Below are 17,810 nucleotides of genomic sequence, written 5' to 3' on the forward strand. Positions count from 1 at the left end.
AAAAAAGCCCTGCACATGCAGGGCTTTTTCATGGGTTTAGCAAATCTTGAGCTGATCAAAATCACGCCCACCACAAACTGATTAATATGCCTGTTACGACAAAGCCCAAGATGGTACTCATCAACAAAGGCGTTAAGGTCTTTTCATTTAAGCCATAAACTTGCCCAAGCATGGCAAAAATCGTCGGCATCGGCAATGCGGCAATAATCGTCCCTGCATATAACATCTCTTGGCTGACATCGGTCAAATAGCGTAAGCCTAAATAAGTCAGTAAAGGCATAACCAAGTTGCTTGAAATCACCAAATAGAAGCTCTGAGCATTCACATACTTTAAGCTCATACCGACAACTCCCCCACCAATTGCAAACAGCGCCAATGGTGAAGCTGTTTGACCTAACATCGCCAGTACATCATTGATTTGAGGTGGCAAACGGATTTGGAAAATTGCAAATCCAATCCCTAACATTACCCCTGCAAACAATGGATTTTTTAACAGGGTCATTAAGGTATTTTTGATGATGTCGCCAATATTGGCTTTTTGCTGTGAACTTCCTAATTGCGCAAGGACCAGCACCGTTGGAATCAGTAGCACACTTTCAATAATGACGATTAGTGAGGTATAGGTCATCGCATTTTGACCGACCAATAAGCTTAGGACTGCAGTGCCAATTAAACCTGTATTAGACATGCCAGCGCCTAGTGAAAGTACCGCTGTTTGCGACATATTATTTTTAAAATGTGTCGACAATAGCCAATAGGCCATGCCATACAATAAAAATGTGACTCCGGTATAAACAAAGAAATAGCCGGGATACCAAATTTGATGCAAATCTTTAGATGCTAATGACTGAAAAAACAAAGCCGGCAGTGCAATCTTAATCACAAATGCACCAATGGTTCCGACCTGTTCTTTACTCAATAAACTGCATTTTACAGACAGATATCCCAAGGCCAAAAGAAAAAAGATTGGACCAATCACCTCAAAGACCATACGAAATATCCTGTGTAATAGACTCTTCTATCCACACCCTCAACCTGAGAGTGTAGATAGGACCGCTATAAATTTTGAAAATTAGAAAGCCGTAAATTGACTTCTTTGTGCATGCGGCTGACAGCGTAAGTACTGCGGAGAAATTTTTAGGTTTTCACCGAGTTCAGCAGCGGCATGCCATGGCCAACGCGGGTCATATTGAATTGCACGAGCAAGACCAATCGCATCTGCCAGACCATATTGTAAGATGCCTTCGGCTTGCATTGCTTCGGTAATTAAACCCACAGCAATTACGGGAACCTGAACGGCTTGCTTAATGGCTTCTGCAAAAGGCACTTGATAACTGGCTTGTAATTGAATTTTTTGCGCAACATCTAAGCCGCCACTAGAAACATGAATATAGGCTGTGCCTAGTTGTGCAAGCGCTTTTGACAAACCAACAGCAGAGTCTAGATCCCAACTCGGTGCTTCAGTATATTCCATCCAGTCGGTTGCGGAAATACGCACCCCAATTGGATAATCTTCAGGCACGGCATTTTTCATGGCTTGGAACACTTCAAGCGTCAGCCGAATGCGATTTTCCAGACTGCCGCCATATTCATCACTACGCTGATTCGACAATGGCGACATAAATTGATGCAGCAAATAACCATGTGCAGCATGTAGTTCAATTAAGTCAAAGCCTGCATCTACCGCGCGTTTTGCTGAATCGGCAAAGTCTTGAATGATCTGCTGGATTTCATCTCGGCTTAAAGCATGGGGTGCATGATCTGTGGCATTAAAGGGCAAATCACTTGCTGAAACAGTTTGCCATCCTTGAGGATGATCTGGGGGTAATTGTCCACGTCCTGCCCAAGGTTTATCTGTCGATGCCTTACGACCCGCATGTGCCAGTTGGATAGCAAATGGCATAGGGGAAAGTGATTTCACCTTGGCCAATAGTGCCTTCATCTGTGCGCGTTGCATATCATTCCAAAGGCCGAGGTCTGCATAGCTAATGCGCCCCTCTGCCTGTACAGCTGTTGCCTCGACGATACAAAGTCCAGCACCTGACAATGCATAATTCGCCCATTGTTGCTCATGCCAATAGCTTAACTCCCCTTGCTCATTGGCAGAATATTGACACATGGGTGCAATCACGATTCGATTACTCAGCCCCAATGTTCCAAACTGAATTGGTTGAAATAACAACGCCACATCACTCTCCTTTTAGAAGGCTTTGGTCACACTCAATCCTGCACTCCAATTCACCCCATCCGCGGGTTCAAAGAAGCGTCCGTTTCCATCATTGACGATCACTGAACCGACATAGTTCTCATCAAACAAATTATCTGCACGTACATAGGTTTTGACTTTCCAATCTGCTTGTTTCCACACATAACCTGCGTTGGCAGAAACCACGGTATAGCTCGACGCGGCATCACTGTTGGCATCATCGACATAGACTTTATCCATATAGCGAACATCTAGGCCGGCATTAAAGCCAATATCTGGCTGCCAATTCAGTGCGGCAAACGCTTGGTTTTTGGCGATACCCGGTATATAGGTGCCTTTGACGACATCGCTGTCAGGAATTGCAGCATCAAAAGTGGCATCGATATAACTGTAGCTTGCTTGCGCGCTTAAATCTCGCCATAGCTGTTTATTCCATGAAAGCTCAACACCTTCACGTAAGGTTTTATCGGCATTTTTATAGGTTGCACGACCATTGATACTTCCTGCAGAGACGATGTCATCTTGGGTTTTACTTTGGAATACTGCTGCAGTGAAATTCCCCCATGCATTTTGTGATTTAAGCCCAAGCTCGTAGTTATCGCTACTGGCTGGTTTTAAATCAAAATTCATGCCGTCATCTTTGGAGTAGGCCATTTCTGTAAAGGTTGGTGTTTCAAAACCTTTGGCATAACTGGCATAGGCATTCAGTTGAGGCGCAATATTCCAGCTTACTGCTGCTGAAGGTAAAACTTTGTCATAGTCAGTTTTACCGCTGTCATCCTTATTTAAACCCACGACATATTTATCGTCAGATTCATAATGAACATTGCTATATCGTAGCCCTGTATCTAAAGTCCAATTGGGTAAAAAATTCCACGAAGCTTGGACATAGGGGTCTAAATTCCACAAGGTGTTATTTTCATTTCGACGAATATTGCCTTTCTTGCCAAAATTTCCATTGGCATCAAAATTTTCATAGCCCTTACGGTCTTCATCCATATAATCAAAGGCAAGGCCTGCAGTAAAACGCGTATTCGGCAAGAGGTCTTTGCCTGTCCAGCGAATATCTGTTCCATAATAATCACGGCTAAAATCAATCACACCACCTGCATGGCGCGCATTATTTTGTGGATTTTTGGGGATGGACTGATACTGCACCACATCACGTTGCCCCATATATACCATTGCATTAAGTTCATGCTGATCATTCAATGGTTTTTTCCACGTCAACCCAGTTTGAGTTTGGCTAATTTCCTTACGTACATCATAAGTATTATTGGCATCATTAACTTGTTTCGGATTTTGACGCAATTGCTCCCGATTCAGACCTTGTGGGTCATCGGCATTGATATCCACATGATTCACAATCCAATTAACCTTGGAACCATCATCCAGATCCCAAGTCAGTTTTGCATTGCTGAGTACCTTATTTGCAGCACTATGATCACGGTAACCATCAGTTTCAAAATAAGAAGAACTGACAACATAGCTAGGCTCATTGGCCCGTTCTGAGCCACCTTGCAGCACAATATCAGCACGACTTTTATGATGACTGCCGCCCGAATAGCCGAGTTCGATAGAGTCTTTTCCAGTACCTTGCTTGGTTGTTGTTAAGATTGCCCCACCCGAAGAATTACCGTATAAAGAGGAAAATGGCCCACCCAATACCTCGATATGATTTAAGCTACTCATATCGATATTTGATGTCTGTCCCTGACCATCCGGCATGGTCGCAGGGATTCCATCAACATATAAACGGATACCACGCACACCAAATGTTGAACGTGCGCCAAAGCCTCGCATAGACAGTTGCAAGTCTTGTGCATAGTTTTCACGGTTATTCAGTTGTAGTCCGGGCACACCTTTTAAGGTTTCAGACAGATTCACACCCGTATTGTTATTATTTTCAGCCTGCTGTACCCGGTATACCGATGCCGGTGTTTTTAACCATGTGGTATTGGTTCGTGGTGCTTCAATGGTAATCTCAGGAAGTAAAACAGGTTCCGTAGAACCTGTTTCTGCATACAACTGTTGGCTAATACATGCCGTCAGGCAAAGTAAATGTGTCTTAAATGATGTGACGTTAAATTTACTTTGCATAGAGCACCTATTTTGACATTAGAATATTACCTTAGAGCTTAAACCAATTAGGAAAGCATCATCAACCCGATTTGTTGAGCCTGGGTTAATCACATATTGTAAACTTGGGCGAATCATCAACCATTTCGTAGGGTTATGGCTATAGTTCAACTCGACATTATATTCTGCGCTTGCATCAAATTTTTCAGCAGAAAGTCGATCATTGACATGCACACGGTTCACGCCCAAGCCAACCATATCGTTAGGCAAACGATCGGCCAATCCAATGTATTTCAAACCTAGCTGCTGTGAGTTATCAACTTTTGTGGTGACACGATCATGCCAAGTAAAATTGGCAAAGCTATGCAAACCACGTTTGCCTTCACCTGTAGACGTTAACTGTTGCTCAATCGCGACCCAACCACCAAAGGTACGATCTTCTGCTTCGCCCGAAATAATGTCTTTTTGATTTTTGACATTATCTGCGGTGTTGTACATCGCACCAAAGCGGTAGCTCCCCGGTAAGCCATTGACCAATGATTTTGGTGTCCAAACCAATTCTACGGGAATAGTTACGCCATCAGCATGATCTGTATCTAGACTCCAACCTTGACCTTCTGCTTTGGCATTACCATTGTCAGGGTTAAATTCGTAAACACCGACTTGTGCCGCAAGTTCTGGCGTTGCTTGGTATTTCACACGTCCACCCCATTGTGAAACTGGAGTATTCATCCACATAGAACCTTGCCATTTACCCATTTGCGCTGCACAAAATGCGGTGCTGGCAAAGTCACATGCCATCACGTTAAAGTCCATACCTAGACCTAAACGACCTGCTTTTATACTAATGCCTTGTTCTTTGAAATTCTTTTCAATCGAAAGCTCGGTTAAGCGGCTGTCTTGGTTACCACGGCCAAAATTGGCTTGTGCATTTGCCAATTGAGGAACATCCCCTTGCAAATCACGAACTGAGGTACTTTGACCTTGACGAGCAGTCATTACAGCACGCACAGTCACGCCATCCCAACCTGCGAGTTTTTCCATATCAAGCTGTGTACCTAACCACAATTGGCTGGCTACCGTTGCTGAATGTCCCGGATTACGACCGCCATCGGCAAGATAGGCAGCATCAGCAGCAATATTGGCCTCAAACTTCACACCTTGTTGTGCAAGTTCGGTACGTTTACCATCCCAATCCCCGAGCATGTACTGACCATTAGTGTCGAATGCTTCTGCGGCGTGAACATGTGTCATGGCTGCTGCAACAAATGCAGGTAGAAGAGCTAGACTGTATTTTTTCATGGTAAAACCTAAATCTGGAGAGAGTCTCTAGACAAGCCACAAGGCTTGAAATCTAATGTCACAAAAATTACATAATTTTTCACGTTCTATCTCAGCATTATTTTTATCATTCACCAAACTTTAATTTATCAATAAGTGACTTTAAATAAATCTATTGTTATGCAATATTTTTAGTGATTATTTTTCAATATCTTATATATCTATTAATTCAATTGTTTAACTTCTGATCGCTTTTTCAAACTCATTATTGTGACTTGTTGGTTTATTATTCTCACAATTAATAATCAATAACCTATTCATACATTCCCTTAGGCCGCGATGAAACTTGCATTCTGTAGGGCTAGACCCAATAGTATGCATAACTTGAATGATCCATTGCTTCGACCTTTATGCCTGAATTACCAGAAGTAGAAACCACTAAAACCAGTTTATTGCCATTATTGAATGAAAAGGTTCTCAAAGTTGAGGTTTTTCAGTCGAGCCTGCGTTGGCCTATTCCTGACGACATTCAAAAACTCGTCGGACAAAAGCTGCTTCAGCTCAGCCGTCGATCAAAATATATTTTGGCTGAATTTGAACAGGACAGTATGCTGTGGCATTTGGGCATGTCTGGCAGTTTTCGGATTTGTGAAGGTGATGAAGCATTACGAAAGCATGATCATCTGGTGATTCATTTTGAAGATATGCAATTACGCTATCACGATCCACGACGTTTTGGCTGTATTTTATGGTTAGATGCATCATCTCAAAGCAAACTGATTGACACGCTTGGCCCTGAACCGCTGAGTGATGACTTTAATGCTGAATACTTATTCCAAAAATTTAAAAATAAGCAGACCAGTATCAAAGTATCGATCATGGACAATCATATTGTGGTTGGTGTCGGCAATATCTATGCAACGGAAAGCTTATTTAACTTAGGCATACACCCTGCGCAGCCTGCATCAAGTTTGAGTTTTGAACAAGTTGAAAAAATGGTCATCGAAATCAAACGTATTTTAAAACAGGCAATTGATTTAGGCGGTTCGACGTTACGTGATTACACCAATGCGATGGGCGAAAATGGTTATTTCCAACAAACTCTGCTCGCCTACGGACGTGCCGGTGAAATGTGCATCAACTGTGAAACCATCTTGCACAATATCAAACTAGGGCAACGTGCATCGGTGTTTTGCCCAGAGTGTCAGCCTTTAAAAAAGGTTAAAATGCTGACTAAGAAAACCGTGAAAGGAAATAAAGCATGAAGTCTGCGATTGTTCGCCACATATTAGTCAAAGATAAAGAACTATGTGAGCAACTGAAAAAGAAAATCAAAGGCGGTGCGGACTTTGCCAAAATTGCAAAGCAGCATTCGACATGCCCTTCGGGTAAAAAAGGCGGTGAGCTTGGCGACATTAAAAAAGGCCAACTGGTTGGTCCAATTGATAAGGCGGTATTTACCCTACCCGAACGTGAACTGCATGGTCCGATCAAAAGCCAATTTGGCTGGCATTTATTAGAAATTAAGTTTCGGATGTAACATAGCACCCACATTGAACATGCTATAACGAGTATATCGCGAATATGTGCTTTTCATCTTAAAGCACATAATCCCAGTATTTTTTTCAATCGTTCAGAACATTGGCTGGCGGTTTTCAATCATATAATATAAATCATAGCAACCAGATAACATTGCACTAAATCAATTCTACTTAATAATAAATAAAGGACATTCCATTGGGCTATTACAACTATTTTCGTCTTGGCACTGTCGATACAACAGATTTTACAATCATTCGAGGTGAACGAAAGCATGCACTTATCCAAGCATTATATGATGATCAAGATATGAACCCTCATGGTGAAGTCCAGTTGGCACTAGATTTAGATGGGAATCGTAACGATGAATCAAAATGGTATGATGCGATACAGCAAATTAGCAAATTATCCAAAAATCACCCTTTAGTCTTATTTATATTAGGTCAACAAGCCTGCGCACCCGAATCACCTGAAGAAGCAAATGAAGTATTTACAGGCATTCGAAATGGCATTGTTTTTTCGACATCAGAACCTAAGTTTATGAAAATGACGCCTCAACAAAATTCACAATAAAAAACGGCGCTTTAAGCGCCGTTTTCACTGCTAAAGGATTAACCTTTACGTTTTAATTCATCACGAATTTCACGAAGTAATTCGATATCTTCTGGAGTCGCCTCTGGAGCTGGCTCTTCAACTTTTTGACGGCGCAATTTGTTCATCAATTTCACTAACCAGAATACGACCCATGCCAAAAGCAAGAAGTTGATTAAGATGGTTAGGAAGTTACCGTAAGCCAAAACATTAAGGCCTGCATCCTGTGCTGCTTTTAGCGTGGTTAAATTGTTTGGGTTATCGCCCAATACTAAGAACCAATTTGAATAATCAACGTCACCACCAAGGATCCAAGAAATAAAAGGCATGATAATGTCTTTTACCATTGAATCGATGATTTTACCGAAAGCACCACCAATGATGACACCGACAGCCAAGTCCATCACGTTGCCTTTTACGGCAAATTCTCTAAATTCTTGAATAATACTCATGTGATCTCCAGAAATTTTTTTCAGCTTTAATTTTGTGACGAAGTATACATTATATCTATATAACTATTTCCACCTAATTTACTTGGTTTTTATTAGATTCTAAATGCCATGTATAAAAATTCACACAAAACATTTTTGATTTTGGTAATACATTCTATTAAAAAGGATTTATCAAAATTATGCATGTCGAATTAAATGAATAAAGTCATTCAATTTTTGCATTTTTATTCAAAACGCCCATGCATAAAAAAACCGCTAACCTAAGTCAGCGGTTTTTTTGAAACTGTAAAATTAAACGTTACGGTTACGTTTACGTTCGTTTTCAGTCAACCAGCGTTTACGGATACGGATTGACTTAGGCGTTACTTCAACTAATTCGTCGTCTTCAATAAATTCAAGCGCTTGTTCAAGCGTAAATTCAATGTGCGGAACAAGAGTCAACGCATCATCAGTACCAGAAGCACGTACGTTAGTTAGCTGTTTCGCTTTAGTTGGGTTAACAGTCATGTCGTCTGAACGTGAGTTAATACCAACGATCATACCTTCATAAACTTCTAACTGAGGTTTAGCGAATAGACGGCCACGGTCTTGTAAGCTGAATAGTGCATAGCCCAAGCAAGTACCTTGAACCATAGAAATCAACACACCGTTTTGACGTTTCGCAACAGTACCTTGTTTCATTGGACCGTAGTGCGAGAAGCTTGAAGTCATGATACCTGTACCTGAAGTCATAGTTAAGAATTCAGAACGGAAACCAATCAAACCACGTGAAGGAACTGTTGCTTCAATACGGATACGGCCTTTACCGTCAACTTCCATATTGGTCATTTCACCTTTACGGTGACCCATTTGTTCCATTACAGCGCCTTGGTGCTGCTCTTCAACGTCAAACGTTACGTTTTCGTATGGCTCTTGTTTTTCACCATCAATTTCTTTGATGATTACTTGTGGACGTGATACGCCCATTTCGAAGCCTTCACGACGCATGTTTTCAATAAGAACTGAAAGGTGAAGCTCACCACGACCAGATACTTTGAAACGGTCAGGACTGTCAGTATCTTCAACACGTAATGCTACGTTGTGAATCAATTCGCGATCTAGACGTTCACGGATATTACGTGAAGTTACGAATTTACCTTCTTTACCAGCAAACGGTGAGTTGTTTACTTGGAAAGTCATCGATACTGTAGGTTCGTCTACAGAAAGTGCAGGTAAAGCTTCAACTGCTTTTGGATCACAGATTGTGTCAGAGATATGAAGTTCATCAATACCCGTTACACAAACAATGTCACCAGCAGAAGCTGATTCAACATCGATACGCTCTAAACCATGGTAACCCATGATTTTTAAGATACGACCGTTACGTGTTTTACCGTCTTTGTCGATTACAGTTACAGGAGTGTTTAATTTCACTGAACCACGTTGAATACGACCAACACCGATAACACCTACGAAGCTGTTATAGTCAAGTGAAGACACTTGCATTTGGAATGGACCGTCAACGTCAACCGCTGGTGGTTCAACGATGTCTACAATTGTTTCGAACAATGGAGTCATGTCTTCAGCAAGTTCTTCTGGAGATGGACCAGCCACACCACGAAGACCTGAAGCATATACAACTGGGAAGTCTAACTGTTCGTCAGAACCACCAAGGTTGTCGAACAAATCGAATACTTGGTCAATTACCCAGTCTGGACGAGCGTTTGGCTTGTCGACTTTGTTAATAATTACGATTGGTTTCAAACCACGTGCGAACGCTTTTTGCGTTACAAAACGAGTTTGTGGCATTGGGCCTTCTTGAGAGTCAACAAGAAGAAGTACGCAGTCAACCATTGACATTACACGTTCTACTTCACCACCGAAGTCGGCGTGTCCCGGGGTATCCACGATATTGATACGGTATTCAGTGTTAGTACGCTTGTCTAACCATTTGATTGCAGTGTTTTTTGCAAGAATGGTAATACCACGTTCACTTTCAATAGCGCCAGAATCCATTACACGTTCGATCTCGCCTGCGCGATCGCCAAGAGCACCTGATTGCTGTAAAAGTTTGTCTACAAGAGTAGTTTTACCATGGTCGACGTGCGCGATGATGGCAATGTTACGGAGAGTTTTAATATCTGACATGTGAATTCGATACGCCTAAAGTTTGAGGGCAAATTATACAGAAAAAATATAGATTTTAGTAGTGACAGTTTATTGACAATCGCATTTTTTTTGACGACTGGTACGCTTTTGGTTTTGTAAAGCTGTGTAAACAGATTAGAATAGCGCCACCTAGCCTTAATTTTCAGTGCCGCATGTCTGATTTAAACCAATCTCCCGAAGCAAAAGATCAACTCGATTTAGTCTATGGATTGAATGATCGACCAAAACCTTTTATTGCTTTTCTCGCTGCGTTCCAACATTTATTGGCCATTATTGTCCCGATTGTGACGCCGGGTTTGCTGATCTGTTTAGCACTTGGTGTATCAAAAGAAGACACCAATATGATTCTTTCGATGTCATTGGTGATCTCTGGTATCGCAACTTTTTTACAATGTAAAAAAGTCGGCCCATTTGGTGCAGGTCTCCTGATTGTACAAGGAACCAGCTTTAACTTTATTGGTCCTATTATCGGTATTGGTTCTGCGATGGTTGCAGCAGGCACACCTGTAGAAGCAGTCATGGCATCTATCTTTGGTGTAGTGATCGCGGGTTCATTCATTGAAATGGGTGTGTCACGGATCTTACCGTGGGTGAAAAAACTGATTACCCCATTGGTAACAGGTATTGTAGTGCTATTGATTGGTCTGACTTTAATTAAAGAAGGCCTGATCAGCATGGGTGGTGGTTATCAAGCCATGGGCGATAAAACATTTGCCAATGCAGACAACCTCATCATGTCATGTACCGTTTTGGCACTGATCATTTTATTGAACCGTGTGCGTATTACATGGGTAAAAAGTTCTGCCATCCTAATTGCCTTAGTCGTGGGTTACATCCTTGCAGGCTTTATGGGTCATTTAAACTTTGATGGTTTAAAAGATGCGCCACTGGTTCAAATTCCAACACCGATGCACTTTGGCTTAAGCTTCTCGTGGAGCTTGTTTATTCCAATGGCATTTATCTACCTTGTGACATCTTTAGAAGCGATTGGCGATATTACCGCGACTTCTAAGCTTTCAAATCAAGCTGTAGATGGCCCTGAATGGATGAAGCGTATTAAAGGTGGTGTATTGGTGAATGGTGCAAACTCATTCCTTGCCGGTATCTTTAACACATTCCCAAGTTCTGTATTTGCGCAAAACAACGGTGTTATTCAGTTAACAGGTGTTGCAAGCCGCTATGTAGGCATTTGGATTGCTGCCTTATTGGTTATTTTAGGCTTACTTCCTGCTGTAGCAGGTGTCATTCAGGCGGTTCCACAAGCCGTACTCGGTGGTGCTGTAATGGTCATGTTTGGTGCCGTGGCTGCCTCTGGTATTAATATCTTATCGGGCATTCATTTAGACCGCCGCGCACTATTAATCATTGCGATTTCATTGGCATTGGGTCTAGGTGTTGCACAAGTACCACAAATCCTTGAACATCTTCCTGAATTGTTCCGTAATATCTTCAGTTCAGGCGTTGCCACTGGTGGTATCGCTGCCCTTATTTTGAATATTGTTCTTCCTGAAGTGAAGAAGTAAGTTCATTTGTCAAAGAACACTGCCTAGGTTCCGCCCTAGGCAGTGTTTTTTATGATGGAGAAATCTATGGATCTCACAAGTGAAGTCGTTATACGACAGATCGATTTATTACAAGATCGCGTGCTTTTCGTAAATGCACCGACAGATGACTTACTCAGTCAATTGAATGACAATATTAAGCCATCAATTTGGTGCTGGAATTTTAATGATTTTCAGTACTTTCAAAATCAACAGTCAAACGTCCATTTTGGTGTCGATTTTCCTGAAGGTCAGTTTGATCAAGCGGTTATTTTTGTTCCGAAATCAAAAGAACTGCTAAATTATTTATTACAAAATGTCGCAAGTCATCTTGCTCAAGGTGCGTCTATTTTCCTCGTGGGTGAGAAAAAAGGCGGTGTTGAACGCGCAGCAAAACAATTACAACCCTTTGGTAAAACCCTAAAAATTGATAGTGCGCGTCACTGTCAAATGTGGCAAACCCTATTGGAAAAAACTGTCACACTCAAGCCACTGCAAGAATGGGTGCAAAAATATCCAGTAGAGACCCCAAATGGTGAGCTTACGATTTGCGCACTGCCGGGTGTATTTAGCCAGAACCGTTTAGATGTGGGTACGGCTACCTTATTGCCTTATTTATCACAGGTGACTTCGGGCAAAATTGCAGATTTTGGCTGTGGTGCGGGTGTTATCAGTGCTTATTTAGCCAAACTGAATCCTAAAAATCGTATCTTCGCCATGGATGTAGATGCCTTTGCACTGGCGTCTACACAAATGACATTTGAACAAAATTTGCTTGAACCTGAACAACTTGAGATTAAAGCGGTCACAGGAATCGAGGATGCTCCATTATTTTTACATGCCATAGTCAGCAATCCACCCTTCCATCAAGGGATTCAAACCGACTACAATGCCAGTGAAAATCTATGCAAAACTTCGCGCAGACATTTGAAGTCTGGGGGTGAGCTTTGGATTGTTGCCAACCGATTCCTCAATTATCCGACTTTAATTGAGCAACATTACGGTCAATGTACAATCAAAGCCGACCAACAAGGATTTAAAGTCTTGTTTGCGAGCACGCAAAAAAATCTTAAGGAACAATGATGAGCGAAATTCAAAAACCAGCTCAACTTCAACGTAAGTTGGGTGCTCGCCATCTCAACATGATTGCAATTGGTGGATCAATTGGTACAGGTTTATTTCTAGCCTCTGGAGCAACCATTGCCAATGCAGGCCCGGGTGGCGCCCTGCTCGCATACTGCTTAATTGGTATCATGATTTACTTCTTGATGACCAGCTTAGGTGAGCTTGCAACACATAACCCAACTTCGGGTGCATTCTTTACCTACGGCACCAAATATGTCGAGAGTGGTTTCGGCTTCGCTTTGGGTTGGAACTATTGGTATAACTGGGCGATTACCGTGGCATTTGAATTGGTTGCAGTCCAATTCATTATGAAATTCTGGTTTCCAGATATTCCGGGCTTCTACTGGAGTGCGATTTTCCTCGCAATCGTCTTTGCCATTAATGCACTGACCGTAAAAGGCTTCGGTGAATCCGAATTCTTCTTCTCGCTTGTTAAAGTGCTCGCAATTGTTGCCTTTATCATTATCGGCCTGTTTATGATTGGCAAAATCATGCTGACACCGGGCGTAGAAACATTTGCCAACTGGACCAAGGGTGAAGCCCCATTTGTCGGCGGTTTATCTGCCTTGATTGGTGTGGCCATGATTGCCGGTTTCTCTTTCCAAGGGACTGAAATGGTTGGTGTGGCTGCAGGTGAATCGAAAGATCCTGAAAAGACCATTCCTATTGCCATCAAGCAAATTTTCTGGCGTATCTTGTTGTTTTATATCGTGTGTATCTTCATTATCGGCACTCTCATTGCCTATGATGACCCACGTTTATTACAAGCAGCATCTACTGAAAATATTGCACTATCACCATTTACCTTACTGTATGAAAAAGCAGGTTTTGCCTTTGCTGCATCGGTGATGAATGCGGTGATCTTAACTGCGATTTTATCAGCGGGTAACTCTGGTATGTACTCCTCTACTCGTATGCTGTTTGATATGGCACGTAAAGGAAGTGCACCGAAAGTCTTTGGTCGCTTAGATGCACGTGGCGTACCGATGAATGCGCTTTATGCAACAACGGCGATTGCGGCACTGTGCTTCTTAACCACTTTTATCGGTGAACAAGCGGTATTTAACTGGTTACTGAACATGTCAGGTATGTGTGGCTTTATTGTGTGGCTCGGTATTGCAGTTTCACATTATCGCTTCCGTAAAGGCTACTTGGCTCAAGGCAATACATTAGAAGATCTTGCTTACCGTGCAAAATTCTTCCCATTTGCACCGTGGTTTGCCTTTATTTTGTGTGCCATCGTGGTCCTTGGTCAGAACTATCAAGCCGTTTTAGATGGTGAGTGGTTAGCCGTTGTTTCTACCTATATTGGTATTTTCTTATTCCTTGCCATTTGGTTCGGTTATAAGTGGAAACACAAAACCAAGTTGGTTCAATATCAAGAAATGGATGTAAAACCGATGAAAGTTGATCAAGAATAATGTGATCACTGAATAAAAAGAGCAGCATAAGAGCTGCTTTTTTTATGGCTAAAATTGTATCTCAATACATTCACGCTTTAGCAAAATATTTCGTGAGTGATGTTGAGAAATGATGTCTGATCTATCATCAACAACTGATAGGCTGACGCAATCATGTTAAGCAGCAAAATAAAAACGCCCAATGCAATGCATCAGGCATTTGTTCAAAATTAACCACCTTTTCAGGTTTGATTTTCAATACTTAAGAAGCATTTTGCTGTTGTACAAAGGAAATAAACTCCTCTTCACTCATCACAGGTACACCTAACTTTTCAGCCTTTTCTAATTTAGAACCTGCCTTTTCACCTGCAACTACACATTTGGTTTTACCCGAAACACTACCACTGACACGTGCGCCTAAGGCTTGAAGCATTTGCGTCGCTTCATCACGCCCCATGGTATTCAATGTCCCAGTAATCACCCAACTCTCGCCATTCAGCGGCTGACGACTTGGTGCAACGGGTGCATCCCAATGAATCCCAGCTGCCAACAAACGATCAACCACTTCGAGGTTATGCGGCGCTTGGAAAAAATCGACAATCCATTCAGCGGTAATATCACCAACGTCTGGCGTTTTTTTCAAGGATTCGAGATCTGCATGACGAATCGCATCAAAGGTTTGGAAGGTATTGGCGAGCATGCGTGCCGTGGTTTCACCCACGCCTCGAATGCCGAGTGCATAAATAAATGCACCTAGTGTCGTTTTCTTACTGTTTTCAATAGAATCGATGAGGTTTTGAACCGACTTCTCGCCCATTTTTTCAATGGCCAGTAATTTTTCACGATGCTTATGCAAGCTATAAATATCAGCAACATCTTTGAGCAGATCCAAATGTAAAAGAGATTCCGCCCAACGGTCGCCTAAGCCCTCAATGTCCATAGCTTTACGCGATACAAAGTGACGAATCGCCTCAATACGCTGTGCAGCACAGTACAAACCACCTGAACAACGTGCCAAGGCTTCACCTTCGGGCATCACCACTGGAGATGAGCAGACTGGGCAATATGCAGGTAACTGAACTTTTACCGTATCTACAGGACGGAATTCAGGCCATACTTTTTCCACTTTTGGAATCACATCGCCACTACGGTAGACACTGACTGTATCACCCACACGAACATCTAAACGGTGAATTTCACCAATATTATGTAGAGTGACATTGGAAACCGTTACGCCACCGACTGCAACAGGATTTAAACGTGCGACTGGGGTCAAAGTGCCTGTACGCCCCACTTGCCAATCAATATTTTCAACTGTCGTCAGCGCTGCAACTGCAGGGAATTTATATGCCGTTGCCCAGCGCGGTTCACGACTTAAAAAGCCCAGTGTTTGCTGTTGCTTCAGGCTGTTTACCTTAATCACCATGCCATCAATTTCAACACTCAGGCTTGGACGATCAATAATCATTTGCTCATACGCAGCTTGTACGTCCTGAATGCTGTCACAAATAAAGTGACGTTCACCGACAGCAAAACCAAACTGTGTCAGCCATTCTAAGCTAGCAGACATGGTGGTTTGACCATGATGTGGTTCGCACTGTGCAATGCCATAGGCATAAAAAGCCAAAGGACGTGAAGCCGCAATTGCAGGGTCGAGTTGACGTAGGCTGCCTGCTGCTGCATTTCGTGGATTGGCAAAGGTTTTTTCACCTTTGGCTTCGTTTTCAGCATTGAGCTTTTCAAAGCCTGACTTTGGCATCAGGACTTCACCACGGACTTCTAGCAGACTTGGAATATCAGTCTGTGTAGAAGTCAGTACTTTAGGTAAATTACGAATGGTTTTTACATTTTGGGTAATGTCTTCCCCAGTTTCACCATCACCCCGTGTCACACCACGGACTAAAATGCCATTTTCATACCAGAGAGAAATCGCCAGTCCATCAAATTTTAATTCGACATCATATTCAATTTTTTGATTCGGTAAGCGCTCTTCCGCACGACGGGCAAAGGCAAATAAATCTTCTGCATTAAACACATTACCCAATGACAACATGGGTACTGCATGGGTTACAGATTCAAACTTAGACAAGGCCTTTCCACCCACTTTTGTGGTTGGTGTATCAGGTTGCACTAAATCAGGATGTTGCTCTTCTAAGGTTTTTAATTGGTGAAAAAGTTGATCATATTCACTGTCCTCAATTTCTGGCGTGTCCATGACATAGTAGGCATGGTTATGTTTCGCCAATAGTTGAATCAGTTGTCGCATCTGTGCAACGACAGTGGATTGTTGTGTCATACATTCACCATAAAAAAGGGCGGTTCATGCTCCGCCCTCAAATTTCATTATCTGTTGCTATTATAGAAACCCACTCGGTGAGTTTCAATCAAAGACGTTTAGACTTCGATAGCTTGACCTTGACGATAATCAATCGCTTGATGACGCCAATGTTCACGCATCTGCGGTGTAAATTCTTGGTTATTTTGATCATACACAGTACCGTCAATTTCACGGGCAATTAGACGTGAAATGCTATCCATGGTATCAAAGGCATTTTGTACATCGCTGTGTGGCAGCGCTAAGAAGAAAGCCAAACCTTTTACTTCTTCAGTCGATAAAGTTTCAAGATCAAAACCTTGCGCAGCGCCATCATTATTCATTTGCAATACAGAGAATAATAACTTTGTACCTTCTTCATCATAGCGATGGAAACAGGCCATTTCGCCAAAGCGTAAACCGTATTTCAGTAAAACTTTTAATGCTTTTTCACCCGACAAGGCACGGCTATCTGGGAACACATTTAAGGCGATATAAGTTTCCGCAGTTGCTAAAGCACTTTCTTCATCAACAATTTTTTGTTCATGTAAATGCGCATCCAAAATACTGCTTTCTTCATCAAAATCGCTGATTTCAGCTTTTTCAATTGCGCTATTTACACTAAACTCTGGCGCTTTTTCCGCAGGAACAGCGTCAGCCTGAACGTGTGTCGCAGCAGTCGCTGCGTGATTGGCATCGGCGGCTATAGATGCAACCGTTGTAGATTCAGTTGCTTCTGTAGACAATGTACTGTCTTCTGTTGCAGTTTGAGCGTTTTCAACTGAAACGGGATCCGTCGTTGTCGCCTCAGTCTTTGCAGTAGCCTCAGCGCTCTCCTCTACTTGTTCCGTTACCGTTGCTTCTTGCGTTACATTCGCTTGAACAGCTTCAGTCGTTTCAACCGCTGTGACTTTTTCCTCAGCCAAAGTCGGCTCTACACGTTGCATGGTTTCAGGTGTATTTAACTGATTGCGTACATGGCGCGGAATAACAGGTTGCTGACTATCAGGATCAATATGTAATTCGGTGTCAAGTGATGGCGCTGCATCTGCAGGTTTACGAAACATCATTCGAATGCCCACAACCATGATAATTACAGCGATTACAATCCCAACTATAGTGGTGATTTCCATG

General features: G+C 42.3%; 14 protein-coding genes. 6 read left to right on the top strand and 8 right to left on the bottom strand.

All coding sequences use genetic code 11. From position 1 onward, the window contains the following. Positions 1–61 precede the first annotated feature (61 nt). The 4 genes from FTU02_RS06270 to FTU02_RS06285 all read right to left on the bottom strand — a co-directional run bounded on the left by FTU02_RS06270 (position 62) and on the right by FTU02_RS06285 (position 5,587). On the bottom strand, positions 62–991 hold the full coding sequence (locus tag FTU02_RS06270; protein ID WP_180156348.1) for an AEC family transporter: 930 nt from the start codon (positions 989–991) through the stop codon (positions 62–64). 81 nt (positions 992–1,072) lie between these two features. Beyond that, positions 1,073–2,188: an NADH:flavin oxidoreductase/NADH oxidase gene (locus tag FTU02_RS06275; protein WP_180156350.1), complete on the bottom strand. Its 1,116-nt coding sequence runs from the start codon at positions 2,186–2,188 to the stop codon at positions 1,073–1,075. A 12-nt stretch (positions 2,189–2,200) separates the two neighbouring features. Beyond that, positions 2,201–4,306 carry a TonB-dependent receptor gene (locus FTU02_RS06280; protein WP_180156352.1) on the bottom strand — a complete coding sequence of 702 codons (2,106 nt, stop codon included), beginning with the start codon at positions 4,304–4,306 and terminating at the stop codon, positions 2,201–2,203. Positions 4,307–4,324: 18 nt separating this feature from the next. Next, positions 4,325–5,587 carry a carbohydrate porin gene (locus tag FTU02_RS06285; protein ID WP_180156353.1) on the bottom strand — a complete coding sequence of 421 codons (1,263 nt, stop codon included), beginning with the start codon at positions 5,585–5,587 and terminating at the stop codon, positions 4,325–4,327. Between the two features lie 389 nt (positions 5,588–5,976). On the opposite strand from FTU02_RS06285, the gene mutM reads away from it, so the two are divergent. From mutM to FTU02_RS06300, 3 genes are all read left to right on the top strand, one after another. After that, complete coding sequence (mutM, locus tag FTU02_RS06290) at positions 5,977–6,831, top strand: bifunctional DNA-formamidopyrimidine glycosylase/DNA-(apurinic or apyrimidinic site) lyase (protein WP_111884801.1); 855 nt, start codon at positions 5,977–5,979, stop codon at positions 6,829–6,831. Then, entirely contained in the window at positions 6,828–7,106 is a 279-nt protein-coding gene (locus FTU02_RS06295; protein WP_078192338.1) for a peptidylprolyl isomerase, read from the top strand. The genes mutM and FTU02_RS06295 overlap by 4 nt, the downstream gene beginning before the upstream one ends. 197 nt (positions 7,107–7,303) lie before the next feature. Beyond that, positions 7,304–7,678, top strand: coding sequence for a hypothetical protein (locus FTU02_RS06300; protein WP_005007840.1), 375 nt, complete (start codon positions 7,304–7,306; stop codon positions 7,676–7,678). Between the two features lie 38 nt (positions 7,679–7,716). On the opposite strand, the gene mscL is transcribed toward FTU02_RS06300, so the two are convergent. Further along, on the bottom strand, positions 7,717–8,148 hold the full coding sequence (gene mscL / locus FTU02_RS06305) for a large conductance mechanosensitive channel protein MscL (RefSeq protein ID WP_078192339.1): 432 nt from the start codon (positions 8,146–8,148) through the stop codon (positions 7,717–7,719). A gap of 291 nt (positions 8,149–8,439) precedes the next feature. Further along, entirely contained in the window at positions 8,440–10,275 is a 1,836-nt protein-coding gene (typA, locus tag FTU02_RS06310; protein ID WP_078192340.1) for a translational GTPase TypA, read from the bottom strand. Between the two features lie 173 nt (positions 10,276–10,448). Between typA and FTU02_RS06315 the strand changes: the two genes are divergently transcribed. From FTU02_RS06315 to FTU02_RS06325, 3 genes are all read left to right on the top strand, one after another. Continuing rightward, a complete protein-coding gene (locus tag FTU02_RS06315) occupies positions 10,449–11,819 on the top strand; it encodes a uracil-xanthine permease family protein (protein WP_078191151.1) in 1,371 nt (456 codons plus the stop codon). Between the two features lie 66 nt (positions 11,820–11,885). Further along, complete coding sequence (locus FTU02_RS06320) at positions 11,886–12,920, top strand: methyltransferase (protein WP_180156355.1); 1,035 nt, start codon at positions 11,886–11,888, stop codon at positions 12,918–12,920. After that, positions 12,920–14,383, top strand: a complete 1,464-nt coding sequence (locus FTU02_RS06325) for an amino acid permease (protein ID WP_180156357.1) — start codon at positions 12,920–12,922, stop codon at positions 14,381–14,383. The genes FTU02_RS06320 and FTU02_RS06325 overlap by 1 nt, the downstream gene beginning before the upstream one ends. A 241-nt stretch (positions 14,384–14,624) precedes the next feature. Here FTU02_RS06325 and ligA read toward each other — a convergent pair whose 3' ends face one another. Together ligA and FTU02_RS06335 are read right to left on the bottom strand one after the other, a co-directional pair. Beyond that, entirely contained in the window at positions 14,625–16,658 is a 2,034-nt protein-coding gene (gene ligA, locus FTU02_RS06330; protein WP_180156359.1) for an NAD-dependent DNA ligase LigA, read from the bottom strand. Between the two features lie 98 nt (positions 16,659–16,756). After that, a complete protein-coding gene (locus tag FTU02_RS06335) occupies positions 16,757–17,809 on the bottom strand; it encodes a cell division protein ZipA C-terminal FtsZ-binding domain-containing protein (RefSeq protein WP_180156361.1) in 1,053 nt (350 codons plus the stop codon). Between the last annotated feature and the right edge of the window lies 1 nt (position 17,810).

The sequence above is a fragment of the Acinetobacter sp. YH12045 genome (assembly GCF_013419925.1).
Taxonomy (GTDB): Bacteria; Pseudomonadota; Gammaproteobacteria; order Pseudomonadales; family Moraxellaceae; genus Acinetobacter; species Acinetobacter amyesii.

Excerpts from the sequence above, each read along its gene's own strand:
- FTU02_RS06270 (WP_180156348.1), bottom strand. The coding sequence starts at position 991 with ATGGTCTTTGAGGTGATTGGTCCAATCTTTTTTCTTTTGGCCTTGGGA.
- mutM (WP_111884801.1), top strand. The coding sequence starts at position 5,977 with ATGCCTGAATTACCAGAAGTAGAAACCACTAAAACCAGTTTATTGCCA.
- FTU02_RS06320 (WP_180156355.1), top strand. The coding sequence starts at position 11,886 with ATGGATCTCACAAGTGAAGTCGTTATACGACAGATCGATTTATTACAA.
- mscL (WP_078192339.1), bottom strand. The coding sequence starts at position 8,148 with ATGAGTATTATTCAAGAATTTAGAGAATTTGCCGTAAAAGGCAACGTG.
- FTU02_RS06325 (WP_180156357.1), top strand. The coding sequence starts at position 12,920 with ATGAGCGAAATTCAAAAACCAGCTCAACTTCAACGTAAGTTGGGTGCT.
- FTU02_RS06335 (WP_180156361.1), bottom strand. The coding sequence starts at position 17,809 with ATGGAAATCACCACTATAGTTGGGATTGTAATCGCTGTAATTATCATG.
- FTU02_RS06280 (WP_180156352.1), bottom strand. The coding sequence starts at position 4,306 with ATGCAAAGTAAATTTAACGTCACATCATTTAAGACACATTTACTTTGC.
- FTU02_RS06315 (WP_078191151.1), top strand. The coding sequence starts at position 10,449 with ATGTCTGATTTAAACCAATCTCCCGAAGCAAAAGATCAACTCGATTTA.
- FTU02_RS06285 (WP_180156353.1), bottom strand. The coding sequence starts at position 5,587 with ATGAAAAAATACAGTCTAGCTCTTCTACCTGCATTTGTTGCAGCAGCC.
- FTU02_RS06295 (WP_078192338.1), top strand. The coding sequence starts at position 6,828 with ATGAAGTCTGCGATTGTTCGCCACATATTAGTCAAAGATAAAGAACTA.
- ligA (WP_180156359.1), bottom strand. The coding sequence starts at position 16,658 with ATGACACAACAATCCACTGTCGTTGCACAGATGCGACAACTGATTCAA.
- typA (WP_078192340.1), bottom strand. The coding sequence starts at position 10,275 with ATGTCAGATATTAAAACTCTCCGTAACATTGCCATCATCGCGCACGTC.